Annotated in this window: 17 protein-coding genes and 1 pseudogene; 7 read left to right on the top strand and 11 right to left on the bottom strand. The window is 69.3% G+C overall.

The window, feature by feature from the left end:
- A pseudogene (locus ACZ60X_RS42610) lies at window positions 1-322 on the bottom strand (restriction endonuclease); the annotation flags it as partial.
- 643 nt (window positions 323-965) lie between these two features.
- On the opposite strand from ACZ60X_RS42610, the gene ACZ60X_RS42605 reads away from it, so the two are divergent.
- A complete protein-coding gene (locus ACZ60X_RS42605; RefSeq protein ID WP_469610995.1) occupies window positions 966-1,184 on the top strand; it encodes a hypothetical protein in 219 nt (72 codons plus the stop codon).
- A 158-nt stretch (window positions 1,185-1,342) separates the two neighbouring features.
- On the opposite strand, the gene ACZ60X_RS42600 is transcribed toward ACZ60X_RS42605, so the two are convergent.
- Both ACZ60X_RS42600 and ACZ60X_RS42595 read right to left on the bottom strand, forming a co-directional pair.
- Window positions 1,343-1,486, bottom strand: coding sequence for a hypothetical protein (locus tag ACZ60X_RS42600; protein WP_469610992.1), 144 nt, complete (start codon window positions 1,484-1,486; stop codon window positions 1,343-1,345).
- The gene (locus ACZ60X_RS42595) at window positions 1,483-1,941 is read right to left on the bottom strand and encodes a transposase (RefSeq protein WP_469610990.1); all 459 of its coding nucleotides are present in this window, start codon (window positions 1,939-1,941) and stop codon (window positions 1,483-1,485) included. Before ACZ60X_RS42595 ends, ACZ60X_RS42600 begins: the two co-directional genes overlap by 4 nt.
- A 42-nt stretch (window positions 1,942-1,983) precedes the next feature.
- Between ACZ60X_RS42595 and ACZ60X_RS42590 the strand changes: the two genes are divergently transcribed.
- From ACZ60X_RS42590 to ACZ60X_RS42575, 4 genes are all read left to right on the top strand, one after another.
- Window positions 1,984-2,988, top strand: a complete 1,005-nt coding sequence (locus ACZ60X_RS42590) for a helix-turn-helix domain-containing protein (protein ID WP_469610988.1) — start codon at window positions 1,984-1,986, stop codon at window positions 2,986-2,988.
- 96 nt (window positions 2,989-3,084) lie between these two features.
- On the top strand, window positions 3,085-4,605 hold the full coding sequence (locus ACZ60X_RS42585) for a B12-binding domain-containing radical SAM protein (protein ID WP_469610986.1): 1,521 nt from the start codon (window positions 3,085-3,087) through the stop codon (window positions 4,603-4,605).
- 55 nt (window positions 4,606-4,660) lie between these two features.
- Window positions 4,661-5,272 carry a LysE family translocator gene (locus tag ACZ60X_RS42580; RefSeq protein ID WP_469610983.1) on the top strand — a complete coding sequence of 204 codons (612 nt, stop codon included), beginning with the start codon at window positions 4,661-4,663 and terminating at the stop codon, window positions 5,270-5,272.
- A gap of 102 nt (window positions 5,273-5,374) precedes the next feature.
- Window positions 5,375-5,647 (top strand): IS3 family transposase, encoded by a 273-nt coding sequence (locus ACZ60X_RS42575; RefSeq protein ID WP_469610981.1) that lies wholly within the window; start codon window positions 5,375-5,377, stop codon window positions 5,645-5,647.
- Window positions 5,648-6,165: 518 nt separating this feature from the next.
- On the opposite strand, the gene ACZ60X_RS42570 is transcribed toward ACZ60X_RS42575, so the two are convergent.
- Both ACZ60X_RS42570 and ACZ60X_RS42565 read right to left on the bottom strand, forming a co-directional pair.
- On the bottom strand, window positions 6,166-7,059 hold the full coding sequence (locus tag ACZ60X_RS42570) for a COG4705 family protein (protein WP_469610979.1): 894 nt from the start codon (window positions 7,057-7,059) through the stop codon (window positions 6,166-6,168).
- A gap of 153 nt (window positions 7,060-7,212) precedes the next feature.
- Entirely contained in the window at window positions 7,213-7,425 is a 213-nt protein-coding gene (locus ACZ60X_RS42565; RefSeq protein ID WP_469610977.1) for a hypothetical protein, read from the bottom strand.
- Between the two features lie 663 nt (window positions 7,426-8,088).
- Between ACZ60X_RS42565 and ACZ60X_RS42560 the strand changes: the two genes are divergently transcribed.
- The gene (locus ACZ60X_RS42560) at window positions 8,089-9,012 is read left to right on the top strand and encodes a VOC family protein (protein WP_469610974.1); all 924 of its coding nucleotides are present in this window, start codon (window positions 8,089-8,091) and stop codon (window positions 9,010-9,012) included.
- Window positions 9,013-9,158: 146 nt separating this feature from the next.
- On the opposite strand, the gene ACZ60X_RS42555 is transcribed toward ACZ60X_RS42560, so the two are convergent.
- The 6 genes from ACZ60X_RS42555 to ACZ60X_RS42530 all read right to left on the bottom strand — a co-directional run bounded on the left by ACZ60X_RS42555 (window position 9,159) and on the right by ACZ60X_RS42530 (window position 14,251).
- The gene (locus tag ACZ60X_RS42555; RefSeq protein ID WP_469610972.1) at window positions 9,159-9,461 is read right to left on the bottom strand and encodes a transposase; all 303 of its coding nucleotides are present in this window, start codon (window positions 9,459-9,461) and stop codon (window positions 9,159-9,161) included.
- A 183-nt stretch (window positions 9,462-9,644) separates the two neighbouring features.
- Window positions 9,645-11,057: a sensor histidine kinase gene (locus ACZ60X_RS42550; RefSeq protein WP_469610970.1), complete on the bottom strand. Its 1,413-nt coding sequence runs from the start codon at window positions 11,055-11,057 to the stop codon at window positions 9,645-9,647.
- Window positions 11,058-11,086: 29 nt separating this feature from the next.
- A complete protein-coding gene (locus ACZ60X_RS42545; RefSeq protein ID WP_469610968.1) occupies window positions 11,087-11,818 on the bottom strand; it encodes a response regulator transcription factor in 732 nt (243 codons plus the stop codon).
- 57 nt (window positions 11,819-11,875) lie between these two features.
- Window positions 11,876-12,253: an MMPL family transporter gene (locus ACZ60X_RS42540; protein ID WP_469610966.1), complete on the bottom strand. Its 378-nt coding sequence runs from the start codon at window positions 12,251-12,253 to the stop codon at window positions 11,876-11,878.
- Window positions 12,254-12,653: 400 nt separating this feature from the next.
- Entirely contained in the window at window positions 12,654-13,406 is a 753-nt protein-coding gene (locus ACZ60X_RS42535; protein ID WP_396245764.1) for an SDR family NAD(P)-dependent oxidoreductase, read from the bottom strand.
- A gap of 230 nt (window positions 13,407-13,636) precedes the next feature.
- Window positions 13,637-14,251 carry an NAD(P)-dependent oxidoreductase gene (locus tag ACZ60X_RS42530; RefSeq protein ID WP_469610964.1) on the bottom strand — a complete coding sequence of 205 codons (615 nt, stop codon included), beginning with the start codon at window positions 14,249-14,251 and terminating at the stop codon, window positions 13,637-13,639.
- Window positions 14,252-14,386: 135 nt separating this feature from the next.
- Between ACZ60X_RS42530 and ACZ60X_RS42525 the strand changes: the two genes are divergently transcribed.
- On the top strand, window positions 14,387-15,079 hold the full coding sequence (locus ACZ60X_RS42525; RefSeq protein WP_469610961.1) for a TetR/AcrR family transcriptional regulator: 693 nt from the start codon (window positions 14,387-14,389) through the stop codon (window positions 15,077-15,079).
- Window positions 15,080-15,211 lie beyond the last annotated feature (132 nt).

Below are 15,211 nucleotides of genomic sequence, written 5' to 3'. Positions count from 1 at the left end.
CGGCTTCGACCACCGCGGTGTCGCGCAGGTCGGCGGACGCCATCTCGGCTGCCTCCTGCAGTGCCCGGGCGGCCCGGCCGGCGCAGCGCGTGACAGACGCCTTGCGCCACCTGGACCGGGACATCAGAACGACCCCGACGCCGAGCAGGGTGAGGATCACGGCCCACAGGGGACGACGCTCGACGGCGTCGGCCGCGGTGCGCACCAAGAACGCCAGGACGCAGAAGATGATCGCCAGCAGCGCGAAGAACAGAGCGGTGGCGCGCAGATCGAACCGCCGTTCTCGGTGTACACGGCGAACAGGGCGCGTCGGTGTGACCATGCGGCTTCCTCCCGGGCAGCGAGTCAAGATCAGTGATCTACGCATGCCCAACATCGAGGAATCCGCAGCCGTGCAGGGCGGCGCCATGCCGAATGACCCACGCGGGACGCTCACTTCCGGGCCTCTGTATACGGCCCCCACCCCTGGGCCTCTCACCGGACAGATCACTCGGATACGGGCGTCGCGCCGGCATGCTTCCGGCGTATTGCCGCTCGCATCACTTCCGAGCGGAGAGGAGTCGGCGGCGTGTCCGACTGGAAGCGGATCAGCGGCGGCCTGACGCGCATCGCGGGTCGGGTCGAGGAGCAACGTGTGGGGCGTCAACTCCAACGGAAACGTCTTCCGCTACACCGGCGACCTTGGCCCAAAAGCGCGCCTGCGGCGTGCTGGTCTGACTCTGTCGGGGATCTTGGAGCTTCCCGGTGCGGCAGCGTGGTCAACGGGCATGCTCGGTAGTTCCGCCGACCGACACAGCTGTCGAGGTGCCCGTTGTCCCTTCGCCCCCGTTCCGGTGAGCAAGTCCCGCCTCTGACAGCGCAGGCTGCGCGGGCGAGCGACCCGGCTGGTACGACGGCGACATGGGTGCGTGACCGGCTGGATGGGCCGTGGTGCGACGAGGACTTCGCCGGCTGGTACCCGCGGGATGGGCGGGCGGGTCTCTCGCCTGCTTCAACTGGCCACCGTCTGCGTGCTGCGGTTCCTGCTCGGCCTGTCGGACCGGCAGGCCGCCAAGGCGGTCCGCTGCCGCATCGACTTCAAGTACGCGATGGTGCGCCGCGAGGCGCCGCTATTTCCGGGCGGGGGTGAAAGACCCCCGCCGCTGGCCTGCCGCAGCAGGCCGGCGAAGCTGAGGGCAGCCTAACCGCGGAGACGCGCGGGAGGGTGGCAAGCAGCCCTGACAGCGACGGGACGTACTGGTACTGCCAGACAGTACGGGCCCGGCAAGCGAGATGAGAAGCCGTACGAGAGGAACCAGTGCCCGAAGCCTCGTATGGCACGGCCGCCGGGCCGCCCGATGGCTCACAACCACTGGTGGATCGCCGCGACGTGAACCGTCGCCTCGTACCGAACCGCGAGCTCGTCGAATCGGGTGGCCACTGCCCGGTGCTGCTTGAGACGGCTGATCCCGCACTCGACCGCATGGCGCTCGCGATAGTCGATCACACGGTCTGCCAGGGCCCGTACTCAGGCGGCAGGTCACGCCAAGGAACACCCGTCCGCACCCGCCAACGCACACCATCCACCAGCCGTCGCCGCCCCGGCCACCTGCGACTCCCACCCGCCGCAGGCAGCAACGACTCCAGCACTGACCACTGCTCATCAGCAAGATCCCCCCGCCCCACACGGTGATCATCACGGCGCGAGGCATGGAACGGAACCCGGACGTAAAAACGGCCTAGGTTCTGGGACTCGCCGACCTCCGAGAATGCCTGGCGGACCTCATCGCCGTCGTTGTCATCGGCGGCCTTCTCCTGGAGGCCGCCGAGCATGGCCCCAACCATGGTCGCAACCGTGTCACGGGCGCCGGCGACGTCGGTGCCGAGCAGGGCAGCGATCTCGGTCAGTTTGTCGTCGCCGAGTTCGGCGAGCACATTGTCCTGGTACGAGGGTTCCGTCATGTCCGATCCAACGAGCGGCCCCGATAGACGTGCCGGGACGAAATGCCAGACGAGGGACTTCTTAGCGTTCCTGGCTCGAGGTGGCCCGCGCGATTCGCGAGCACACCGAAGCCAGCCGGTAAGCCGGCTCAGACGGCGGGGGTTTGCTCCTCGTCGGCGCGGCCGCCGGCTCCGAGGGTTCGCCGCGGGGCCGGGGTCGTCGCCGGGCGGGTCCCGAGCACGCCCCGGGTCCGCAGCTCGTCCAGGTCGGGGAGACGGACTCCGGGGAGGGCGTCGAGTAGGTCGGCCTGGGCGGCGCGGTGTCGCGACGGAGCCTGGCCAGGTGTCTTGTTATCGCTTGTCGCCCGTGCGAGGCGGGGGTGCGGCGTGGCGCTGCCGAGCGATGCATGTTGCAATGAATTGGTCCATGGAGGGCAACACATTGATGCGGGGTGTGGTGTGGCTGATCCGGCGGCGGCGGTGACGCGTGCGGTTGCGCGAGGGGTGCGCGCTGCGCGGGTGGCCCAGGGGTGGTCCCTGGAGACTCTGGCCGCTCGCTCCGGGGTCAGCAAGGGCATGCTCGTGCACATCGAGCAGGGCCGTACGAACCCGAGTATCGGCACGCTGTGCAGGCTGACGGATGCCTTGGGGACGACCCTGTCCCGGCTGGTCGAGACCTCAGAGCTGCCGCTGGCCCGTGTAGTGCGGGCCGGGGAGGGGGCGTGTCTGTGGCGGAGTGAGCACAGTCCCGGGCGGGGTGTGCTGCTGGTGGGATCCGAGCCGCCCTCGTCCTTGGAGATGTGGGACTGGACGATGTACGAGGGCGACAGCTACGGAGGCGAGTCGCACATCCCCGGTACCCGGGAGACGGTGAGTGTGCTGCGCGGTTCCCTGGAGATCCAAGTGGCTGGCGATTCCATCGTGCTGCACCGGGGAGACTCGGCAGTCTTCGCCGCCGACCGTACGCACACCTACCGGCACACCGGAAAGAGCGAGCTTCATTTCGTCCTCGCCGTCGCCCAGCCCCACGTCGCCGCCCGGGCCCCGCTTGCCGACGGCTCCGTGTAAGCCCTGCCCGATTCCCGCCGGATGAGCACGGGCCGTGGCCTGGTCACGGCCCTTTTCCGCGCGCCCGCGCGCTCTGCCGAAGGAGAAGAAACCGCCGTGAAGCACGTGCAGAAAGTCCTCCTCGTCAATGCCGGCACCGACGGAGACGTGTCCTCGATCGCCAACGACGGCACGTTCCCGGCCCTGGGCGTGGTCTCACTCGCCACGGTCCTGCTGCGCGACCACCCGTATCTGGACGTGATCGCACTCGACGGCCAGATCACCTCGATGCCGGAGATCGAACAGCTCATCCGGGACTTCGAACCGGACGTCCTGGGACTGAGCGCCCTGGGCACCTCGTATGTGAACACGCTTCGCTTAGCCGAGGCCGGGAAGAACGCCGGGGCCGTGACCATCCTGGGCAACGACCAGGCGGCGGCCATGGCCCGGCAGATCCTGGCCCACCGCGAGAGCGTGGACTACGTGTGCGCCGCGGACGTCGGCGAGTTCGCCCTGTCCGCCTTCATCGACGCCCTGGACGGCAAGCGACCCATCCCCTCCGTGCCCGAACTGCTGCACCGCGCCGATGAGGGCATCGCTCACAACCGCCTGCCGGAAATCCCCGCCCCGCTCATCGGTATAGGCGGCGGAGCCCTGGTCAGCAACGTCCTGGACGCCATCCCGATACCCGACCGCTCCCTGATGCCCGCGGCCAACTGGGAACGCTACCGGCAGAACTACCTGGCCCGGTACGGAAGCCTGCACGACGACGAGGACGTCACCGGCGTCACCACCATCAACCGGGCCCGCGGCTGCGCACGCGTCAACCACCCCTGCCACTTCTGCGGCATCGCCGACCTCAGCCTGCGCTTCTCCTCCCCCGAAGTCTTCTGGCACGACGTCCGCGCCGCACAGCAGCAGGTCGCGGCCACCATCTTCTACGAGGCGTTCGACAGCATGAGCAGTTCCCCGCGCTGGGTGGAACGGCTGGTGGAGACCCGGCCCAAGGACATCGGCGACCCGAAGTTCTTCGTCTACACCCAGGCCGCCGAGACCACCGAGCGCATCGTCGACCTGTACCTGCGCCTGGGCGTGTACCGGGTCAACATGGGCCTGGAATCCGGCGACACCCGCATGCTCAAGCTGCTCAAGGGCCCGCGCGACAGCCTGGAGAACAACCAGCGCGCCTGCACCCTGTTCAAGGAAGCCGGCCTGCCCATCTACGGCTCACTCGTCCTCGGCGGCCCCGGCGAGAACCACGAGAGCCTGGACAACACCATCACCTTCGCCCGCTGGCTGATCGACAACGAGATGATGGCCGCGCTCGAAGCCCAGCCCCTCTACCCCGACTTCGGCGCCCTGACCGGCCGCTGGATGATGAACCCCGACCTCGCACGAGCCGCGGCGAAGGACAAGGGCTTCGAGATCCTCGACGACAAGCTCCTCGACTCCATGCCCGACAAATACGGCCGCACCGACATCATCGACTTCGACGAGATCTCCATGGACTGGTGCAAGATCTTCAGCCATGTCGGCTGGGACGAACTCGTCGAGGCCACCCGCACCATCCGCAGCTACGCCGACCAGCACGGCACCGTCTCCGGATCCGCCCGCATCTCCGACAGCCAACTCGCCTGACAACCTCCCTCCCCCCCCCCCGGCCGGTGCCCGCCACCACGACCGAGGAGCCGATGTGCTCACCCTCCTGCTCGCCACCGCCCTCTCCTGCGCCCTGGTGGTCCTCACCCCCGGGCCCGGCGTGCTCACCGTGCTGCACATCGGCACCGGCAGCGGGCGCCGCCCGGCCGCCCACTTCCTCCTCGGCCACCTGGCCGGCGACCTCATGTGGGCCCTGCTCGCCCTGATCGCCCTGCGCTGGGTGCAGCTCCTGTCCCCGGCGGTCTTCACCGTCCTGACCGTCGCCAGCGCCCTGTACCTGGTCTACCTCGGCATCCGGGCGCTGGCGGCGGCCTCCGCACCCGACAGCGGTGCCTCTGCCTACGCGCGCCGTCCCCTCGCCCATGGCGCCGTGTTCGGCTTGACCAACCCCAAGAGCTACCCCGTCACCCTGGCCATCTTCACGGCCGTCATCGCCGGGAACATCGACCTGCTCACCGCCGCTACTGTGCCCCTGTTCCTCCTCGCCAGCGCCCTGGGCTGCATCACAGCCGACGCCCTGCTGGTCTGGGTCGTCGGTCTGCACGCCGTCCGCAAGCTCTACACCCGCGCAGCACCTTGGATCACCCGAGGCGTCGCCTTCCTCTTCTTCGGTTTCGCCGCCTACTCACTCCTCCATCTCAGGTAGCCCCGGCTACGGCCTGCGGACGCCATCCGGGACTGATGTCACGTCCGGCGACGTGCGGCGGGCCCACGCTCGGCGACATGCCGCGTGCATACACCGGCCCAGGTGACGGCGCTCGTCGACGAGCATCCCCGCCTGGGAGTCGAGTGCGTCCTGCGGGAACTGCACATCGCCTCCTCCACCTACTACCGCTGGCGCCGCGCGGAAAAGGAGCTGTGCGAACGACGGCGCCGCGACGTCGAGCTGACCGAGAGGATCAAGGAGATCCACGCGGAGTCCGGCGGCAATTACGGCTCGCCGCGCGTGCACGCCGTCCTCAAACGCGAGGGCACGCGCGTGGGCCGCAAGCGGGTCGAGCGGCTGATGCACGAGGCCTGAACGACTTGAGGGCAGCCGGCACCGGTACCGGCAAGGGAAGATCCCGTTCCCCAGCCAGGGACTTGGTGTCCTTCTCCACAACGTACCGATTTCCCATCATGGTCCGCGTGTTGGCTACGATGATCGTGGCGGCCTTGCGCGCAGGCGGCCCGCGGCCGTGGCCGCCACCGGGACCGCTGCCGGAAACCGGCCATGCAGTCCGGCGAGCTGACCGCGGCGACCCATGCCGTCACCGCCGCCGCTTCGAAGCCCCCGATGAGCCGTCAGGGCGCCGACGTGAGCCTGACTCCCGCCCCGGCGCCTGCCGCCCCGCCTCCGCCGCCAGCCGCCACCGCATGACGGGTGCCGGCGGCGACGCCGGGCGATATCGGCTCCACCGACCTCCCCCAGCAACCGAGGCGTCGGCCCGTGCCCGCCGCCCGGCCTGATCGGCTCCTGCGGCGCGGCCGTCTCCATGCCGAGTCCCTTCCGGCGCGCGACCGACCGCGACGGCACGTCGTCGCCACCACGATGGACACCTACAGCGAGGCGTCCGCCTCGCCGGGGCGGACGGCGTCGGAGCGCAGGCCGGCGGCCGGGCGGTCGCCGCGCGTCGTCAGCAGTCCGAGCAGCGCGACGATGACGATCGTCGCGCCGAGGCTGATCCATCCGGTCCCCAAGTTCAGGCCGTCATGACGCGACTGGGACAGCCAGTCGGTGATCGAGGCGCCGAGCGGGCGGGTGATGATGTAGGCGGACCAGAACGCGGCGACGGTCCCCAGACCCGCCCAGCGGTGCGCGGCGGCCGGGACGGCAATCGCGATGGCGAACAACACGATCGAACCCAGGTACCCCAGGTGCAGCAAGTCGGCTGTCAGATCGCCGGCGACGGTGCCGAGCACGAAGGTGGTCATCACCATCGTCCAGTAGAAGCGTTCCCGGCGCGGAGTGGTGATGCTGTGCACATCCAGGGTCTTCTCCTTCGCATGCCACCAGACGAAGACCACGGCCAGCACTATCAAGCACCCCGCGGTCGTCACCAGGTACGGAAGACCGACCAGGTAGGTGAGAGCGTCGGCGACCATGGTGCCGAAGATGGCCACCATGGTCACGGCCGACCAGTAGATCCAGATGCGGTAGCGGTCGGTGCGGAATTGGGCGATCAGCGCCACCGTGAACGCGATCGCGCCGCTGCCCAGGGCGAGTCCCGGGTTCAAGTGGCTAACCAGGAAGTCCGAGAAAGTCTCGCCCATCCCGGTGGTGAGGATCTTGACGACCCAGAACAGGGCCGTGATTTCCGGGACCTTGACGGCGAGCCGTCCCGCGGACGCGGCGGCAGATGTCCGAGCGCCGGGCGCTGCAATACGCATGATGATCCGTTCTCTCTGCACAGTCGCTGGTAGGAAGGGCACACAGCGAGCGGTGACGTCCACAGGGGGACGATGGTGTGGCCTGGCCGATAACGAAGACGCGCTCGGCCGTGCGGTGGCGGAGCACGTCTGTCGGCCGTCGGGCAACGGACGTGATCCGCTGGAAGGCGCCCCGCGGCCGCGGGATCCTTCGGTGTTCGGCTGGGTGATCGCCCGTCAGGAGACTTTCGTCCACGCGGATCGAGCGCGGGACCCGCCCGAGCGCCTCGCGTCCGGACCACCGATGCCGTTCGGGTCCGGCCAGTGCCGGTCCATCCTCGTCAGCGCGGTCTGGGCCGGGGAGCCGGGGATGGATCCGCTGTTCTGGAACGATCCGTGGAACTCCACTCCCACGTCGAAGGCGCCCAGCCGGTACAGGAGCGCAGCCATGATCCAATCCCTTTCAGATAGTGGAAGTGACAACAGCGATCCTCACCGGCCCACTTGACGGCCGGCCCGCGCTGCGCTTGACGGTTGCCTGACGGTCCGTCGCGCCCTTCGTGTGCGGCACCGCCCCGACGTCACGAACGCTCCGGCCCCCTGGGACCGGCGCGATCCCGGCGTCCGACGGGGAAGCGCGTGGATCACCCCCGGAGTCCGGCACCGGTCCTCGAAAGAACCCGCGCCGCGCCCGGCATGAGCGCGGCGACAGGACGGAGCGTCGTAGATCCGCGAGCGGTCCGGCGCGAAGTCCAGGGCGGAGTCGACGAGCCGACGACCGGTCCTTCCGGTCGCGCCGACCACCGTGGTGCGGTCCCGGCCCAACTCGTGACTGAACAACTGTTGGCGAGATGAGTAAACAGGTGTAGGTTATCGCTGTCAAGGCGGCGAGACCTGCGGGTTGAGCAGCCGTGTTGAGAAGTTCGCGCAGGTCGGTTGCTGATGTCCGTACCGTGGATCGGCGAGCAGGTCCGGTTCCCGCGATCCGCCGGGGTCGACCCCGATCCCGCGTCCGCCCCCGCCTACGATCCGTCAACTGCGCGGCACGCCATTCGACGGGATCGGCGAGCTGCGCCAGCGCTTCGTCGCCGAGGCGACCAAGGAGGTCTCCTGATGGCCCTGCACCGACTCAGCTCGGTCACGATCGGCGTCCCCGACGTGGACGCCACGACCCGGTACTACGAGGAGTTCGGGCTGACCCGCAAGGACGACGGCTGGCTCTCCACCGCCGACGGAGGCCGCCAGCTCCGCCTCGTCGCCTCACGCGCCCGCCGGCTCGTGGCGCTGTCGATCGGCGCGGAGAACCCCGATGACATCGGCGCGATCGAGTCCCGGCTGCGCCGGCTCGACCTGACGGCGGACGCCTCGGACACGCGCGTCGCCGCCGTCGAGCCGATCACCGGCGTACAGGTCGAGGTGACGGTCACCCCGCGCATCGAGCAACCGGAGGCGCCGGCGACGGCGTACAACGGGCCGGGCCGCACGGACCGCGGCACCGGCCGCGCCCCGGGGATCCTGCGCGAGGGCAGGGTCCGGCCGCGCAAGCTCGGACACGTCGTCATAGGCTCGACGGACCAGGAGGCCAGCCAGCGCTTCTTCGCCGAGGGCATCGGCCTGAAGATCAGCGACGAGGTACCCGGGCTCTCCTCGTTCATGCGCTGCTCGACCGAGCACCACAACATCCTGGTGTCAAGCGGGCCCGTCAACTTCGTCCACCACACCTCGTGGCAGGTCGACGACGTCGACGAGATCGGCCGCGGCGCCACGGCGATGCTGCGGGAGCACCCCGAGCGCCACATCTGGGGTCTGGGGCGCCACCACGTCGGCTCGAACTTCTTCTGGTACCTCAAGGACCCGGCCGGCAACTTCTCCGAGTACTACTCCGACATGGACTGCGTCGTCGACGACGCGCTGTGGAAGCCCGAGGTCTGGGAGGCCGCCAAGAGCCTCTTCAGCTGGGGCCCGCCCCCTCCCCCCTCTTTCCTGCAGCCCGAGGACCTCGCCGCGCTGATGGCCGGCGCCCACTCGGCCCGCTGACGTTCACCCACCTGGCTTTGTTCACGTTCAGCGGCTCTGGCTCATCTTCTGGATGCTGTTGGTGATCTCTAGGTGGGGAGCCTTCGGCAGAGCTGCTGGAAGTGGCTGGGTGGTCGAGGCGGCGATGCTGGTGTAATGCCTGGTGGTCAGTGTTCGCTGATGCGGATGATGTTGGCCCCGGCAGCGGTGAGCACGTGCTGGACGTGCGTTTTCGCCAGGCCGCGGTAGCGGCAGTGCCGCAGGCCGTGCGCGTGGACCGTTTCGAAGACGGTGGCCTCGCAGCCCGCGCGGATGGCATAGCGCCGCCGCCAGTTGCTGCTCTTCTGTGATATCCGCTGCTTCGACCGGAGATCGCGCGGCGACCCGGGACGGATGCGTCTGACGCCGCCGATCCGCGCCGCATTCGCTGATCGCGGCCGCGCTCGGGTGCGTCGACGCCGCTCTCGCAACGTGGGCCGCTGATTCCGCGATTACGCCGGAAAGCATTCTCGAGCGCCCACCGTCGCATACACCCCGGGCGACCCATCGGCTTCGGTGCCGAGGACTGCAAGGGCCGCAACATCGTGGAGACGAGCACGCCGCAGTGCAGCGGATATCCACTGATGGACGCGCCGCCAGGCGGGGGTTGATGGTCAGTCCCGCGGCGCGCTACCGGTGCACTGCGCGTTGAGTCGGACGGTGACGGTCGTGCCGACGCCCACGGCGGACTCCACGGAGACCTGACCGTGATGGGCATGGATGATCGCCTCCACGATGGCCAGGCCCAGGCCGGAACCGCCGTAGGCGCGGCTGCGGCTGGCCTCGGCACGCCAGAAGCGCTCAAAGACGCGCGGCAGGTCCTGGGGTGCGATGCCGGGGCCGTCGTCGGCCACCTCGACCTGGACGCGTCCGGGGGTGGTGGTGACGGCGACCTGCACGGCGGTCTGTGCCGGGGTGTGCTGGACAGCGTTGCCGACGAGGTTGCGCAGCACCTGCTGAAGGCGGGCGGTATCGCCGGTCACCTGGGCGGGTCCACCGGCGGTCAGCGTGATGCTGCGGTCGGGGTAGATGACCTGGGCGTCCTCCACCACACTGGCGGCCAGCGCGGTCAGATCGAGAGGGTCCTGCTCGATGGGCCTGCCGGCGTCGAGGCGGGCGAGCAGCGAGAGGTCCTCGACCAGCAACCGCATGCGGCCGACCTCGTTCTCGATGTGGCCGAGGGCGGTCTCCAGACGCGGCCCGGTGAGTCCGCCCTGGCGGTGCAGGTCGAGCCAGCCGGAGATGGTGGACAGCGGAGTGCGCAGTTCGTGCGAGGTGTCCGCGGCCAGCGAGCGGACGGTGGCCTCAGCGCGGGCCTGCGCGTCGAAGGCCCGGTTGACAGCTTCGGCCAACTGGTCGGTCTCGCTGCCGTTTCCGCGAGTGGGAAGGCGTTCGGTCAGGTGTCCTTCGGCGATGGCGTCGGCGCTGTCGGCCATCTTGGCCAGCGGCCGCATGCCCACCCGCAGCACTAGGACGGCGAGGGCGAGCAGCAGGACCAGAGCGCCGGCGACGATGGCCAGTTGGCGGGCGATCAGGGCGTCGGTGGTGGAGTCGTCGACGGAGGTGTCGATGGCCAGGATGAACGCGGCCGGCTTCACTGGTTCGCCCGCCTTCTCCAGGGTGATGCCGGGACTGGGGATGCGGATGGCGCTGAGGTCGTCCAGGCCCTCGACGTTGTCGTAAGCGACGACGCGGCCCACGGGGACGGCGGCGGTGACGCGTACCAGCGCTTGTGGGGCGAGGTCGGCCGCTCCGGTGGACAGCAGGATCCGGTCGTGCCCGTCGACGGCGACGCTGCCCAGCGGCGGGCCCACCAGAGCGGAGAGCTGGTCGCCGTTGGCGACCTGGGGGCCCTGCGCGATGACGGCACGCATACGGGCGGCGGTGTCCTGCAGGGTGCGGGCGTAGCGTTTGTGGAGGAAGTCCTCCAGCAGCAGCGCGCTGGTCACCGAGCTGGCCGTCAGCCCGGCCACGAGCAGGATGGCGAGTCCGGCCAGGATGCGCAGTCGGACGCTGGCGCGGGACAAGTGCAGGCGACCGTGGAGACCGGCGAGGTTCATCGGGCGGCCTGCTGTCGGAGGGTGTAGCCGACGCCGCGCACGGTGTGCAGCAGCGGGGTGCGGCCGTGGTCGATCTTGCGACGGAGATTGGAGACGAAGCGTTCGACGACGACCGAGTCGCCGCCGAAGTCGTACTGCCAGACGGCTTCGAGGATCTGCGATCGGGACAGCACCTGGTCCTGGTGGGACATGAGGTGGTGCAGGAGCCGGTACTCGGTGGGCGACAGGTCGATGACGTCGCCGCCGCGGCGCACCTCGTGGCGCAGGTCGTCGATCTCCAGGTCGGCGCAGCACAGTGTCGACTCCTCCGCGGTGGGCGGGCCGCCTCGGGCCCGGCGGAGCAGGGCCTGGAGGCGGGCGCCGACCTCGACGACGCTGAACGGCTTGGTGACGTAGTCGTCGCCGCCCAGGCGCAGGCCGCGAACCCGGTCCTCCACCGCGTCACGTGCGGTGAGGAACAGCACGGGGACCGTGATGCCCTGTTCCCGCAGAAGCTGAAGGATCTCGAAGCCGTCCGCCCCGGGGAGCATGACGTCCAGGACGATGACGTCGGGCGAGCGGCGGGCGACCTGGGCCAGCGCCTCGGTCAGGTCGCCCGCCACGTCCACGGTGAATCCGGCGAAAGTGAGCGCGGAGATCAGCAACTGTCGGATACCAGGGTCGTCGTCGATGACCAGGACGCTGTCGGGGCCTTGGCCGGCGTTGGCGGGGACATCCCTGACACTCATCTGCGCTCCTTGAGTTGGGACGGCGGCCTCCCGCTCCCCAAATATCGGCGGAATTGTTCACCGTGCCACGGACTCGCTCTCCCGATGGGGCCCGTCGAGGGCTGTCGCGGGCACCTGGTCGAGCTTGACGTTGTCGCCTTCGACGTCCAGGTGCGGCAGGATGCGGTCCAGGCGGCGCGGGATCCGCCAGGCGCGGTCGCCGAGCAGAGCGAGGACCGCGGGCACGAGGGTCATCCGGACCAGGAACGCGTCGCCCAGGACACCGAAAGCGAGTGCGAAGGCGATCGGCATGACGTCGGGGTCCTCGCCGAACAAGAAGGCGACGAAGACCGTGATCATGATCAGGGCGGCGGAGGTGACCACCCGTGAGGCGCTGCCTGCTCCGACGGCGATCGCGCGGAGGGCGTCCTTGCGATGGCCGTAGTCCTCCCGCATCCGGACAACGCTCCCCGATCGTCGACGAGAACGCGCCCTTCGCATCCTCACCCACCGACGCACCCTCGGGGCTTCCGGGGCAGCACACTGGATGGATGGCCACCGCCGCGACGACCCCGAGGTCCCTGGGCACAGAACCCGGCGTACAGCCCGCCTCGTCCACCGGCGGCCGTGGTCATGGCGGGGCGACTGCTGCCGCCCTCAGCGCCTGGTGCCTGCACCCAGCCTCGCCGTCGACACACTCCTAATGATCAAGGAATGTTGCGACAAGCCTTAGCCTCGATTGTTCATGAGCCGTCGTCGGGTCGCTGACGACTCCGTCCTTGTGTGGTGCGGATGTTCCGAGGCCGGGGCAGGCTGAGGGCTTCGCCGGCCGTGTACTCCTCGACCGCGATGACCCTTATGCCCGTCGTCCGCCGTCGACCGACAGCGCGATCCCGGTGATGTAGGACGCGGCGTCCGAGCAGAGCCAGACTGCGGCTGCGGCGGCCTCTTCCGATGTGGCCATCCGGCCCAGTGGGGTGATCGCCTCCTGCATCGCGATCAAGTCGGTGCCGGCCGCCACCCTTTCGAAGCCGGGTGTACGGGTCGGGCCGGGGCAGACGGCGTTGACGCGGATGTTGTGCGGCGCGTAGTCCACGGCGGCGACCTTGGTGAGCCCGACGATGCCGTGCTTGGCTGCCACGTAGGCGGGGGCGGTCGGGATCGCGTACAGGCCGCCGTTGGAGGCGACGTTGACGATCGCGCCGCCGCCGCGGCTGCGCAGGGCGGGCAGCTCGTACTTCATGCAGAGGAAGGTCCCGCCCAGGTTGACGTGGGTCACGCGCTCGAACTCCTCCAGACTCATTTGGTCGAGCTGTCGGTGGTGCGAGTCGAGGCCCGCGTTGTTCACGGCGAAGTCGAGGCCGCCGTACGTCTCGACCGTGCGTTCGACGGCCGTCCGCACCGCGTCCTCGTCGGCGATGTCGACGCTGAGCGCCAGTGCCTCTCCGCCGTCCTTCCTGATCATTTCGGTGGTCTCGACGGCCGTTGCCTCGTTGATGTCGGTGACGGTGACGGTGGCGCCCTGCCGGGCCAGCTCGATCGCCGTCGCGCGGCCGATTCCGCTACCAGCACCCGTCACGAGTCCGATTTTTCCTGAGAAGTTGCTCATGATGACCTTCCGATGCAGTTACTCGCACCAGGCGATGTCTGATTCGCCCAAGTGACCTTGTTCGGGGTACCGCGGCGGCCGGTGCTCGTTGACCTCGGCGTGCCGGACGAGGGGTAGCCCGCTCTCACGCGTCGGTGCCGGGCACGGCCGTCTACACAACCGCGATCGCGGTTGCCGATGGTGGTTCGCTCCCGCCCTGGGGACAACGGGGTCGGCGCGTCAGCCGATGACTAACTCAGGGGTACGACGATTCCGGTACCGTGCCGGCCTGTCTCGGCCTCGTCCAGCAGCAAGGAGGCCAGCGTGGCCCGGGAGATTCGGGGCGGCAGCAGCGGACGCCGCAGGTCCGCCAGCGGCACGATGCGGCGGGTAGGGCTGAGGGGGCCATCGGTGACGTCCGGGGCGTGGAACACCGTGGCGCCGGCATCCAGGGCGATCTGGTCGGCCTCGACCTTCTCGGCCAGCTCCGAGCCGACGAACATCCGCATCACCCCCGCATAGATCAGCCCACCCGATCGACTCGACACGCCCGAGCCCAGAGCGCCGAGCCATACCGTCGCGCGAACGTTCGCCGCGGCGAGCACCCTGGCCCCGGCGACCAGTGCGCCCGGGCCGTCGCCCTTACCGATACCGATGGCAGAGACGGCCACGTCGACGTCGGTCAGGTCGGGGAAGCTCTGCGGGACGGTGACATCCGCTTTCCGGACCTCGACATGCCCCGACGCAGGCACGGTGACCTTGGCCGGCGTGCGAACCAGGGCCACGACCTCGTGTCCACGTTCCAGCGCTTTGTCGACGAGCGCGCTGCCGGTCCGCCCTGACGCTCCGAGTACGGCTATGCGCATGATCATTCACCTTTTAACTGAACAACTGTTGGTTACGTGAGTAAACAACCGTTGGTTAGTGATGTCAAGGCGTGAGCTGCCTGTACGGTGAACATCTGTTGCTCAACTGTTCGCACCGGTCAGAAGGGGGCGAAGATGTCGTCTCAGGAGCGCTCCGCTCCCCGTCGCCGCAATCCACGAGGGCAGGGGCAGGTTCTCAGGGCCCAGCTCGTAGACGCCGCGGCGAAGCTGCTGTCCACCCTTGATCAGCCGGAGACGCTGACGCTGCGGCAGGTAGCGCGTGAGGTCGGGGTGGCACCTGCCAGCATTTACAGCCACTTCCCCGACCTGAGCGCATTGATCCAGCACGTGCTGCGGCTGCGCTACGAGGAACTGGCCCGTTTGATGGACCAGGCCGCGCAGTCAGCCCCGGATCCACTGGCCGACCTCGTCGCCCGGTGCGCGGCCTACGTGCGCTGGGGAGTCGACCAGCCCGGCCATTACCGCACTCTCTTCGGCGGACGGATGCCGGACGACCTTGTCCCCGGATCAGCACACGGCGCCGGGGCCGAACTGCTCGAGGCCGTCGTGACCTCCCTGGCGGCCGCCGCTGAGGGAGAGCGCAGGCAGCCCTCGGCGGAGCAGCAGTGGCAGGCCGGCCTCATGCTCTGGACCGCGCTGCACGGCCTGGTCAGCCTCTACAACGACCACGGGAACATTCCCTGGCCACCCCTGGACGACCTGATCGCCGACCTGCTCAGCCTGCACACAGCCCGCCCGGCAGACGAGATCGCGGCCCTCCTGCCCCAGTGCGGGGATGCCCCGGGCTTGACCCCGGACTCCGTCTGACAGCTGATCACGCGCCGGGGAGGTGCGATGCCCGTGTCCACCTCCTCTCCCGTCGGCGCCGCCGCTCCGGCCGTCGCGCCGAAGGTCGGCGGGGCGGTGCGAGCAGGACAAGTAGGGGGGCGGAACATGATG

It is taken from the genome of Streptomyces sp. NPDC104106, from assembly GCF_055584345.1.
This window is presented reverse-complemented; position numbering and strand designations above follow the sequence as displayed.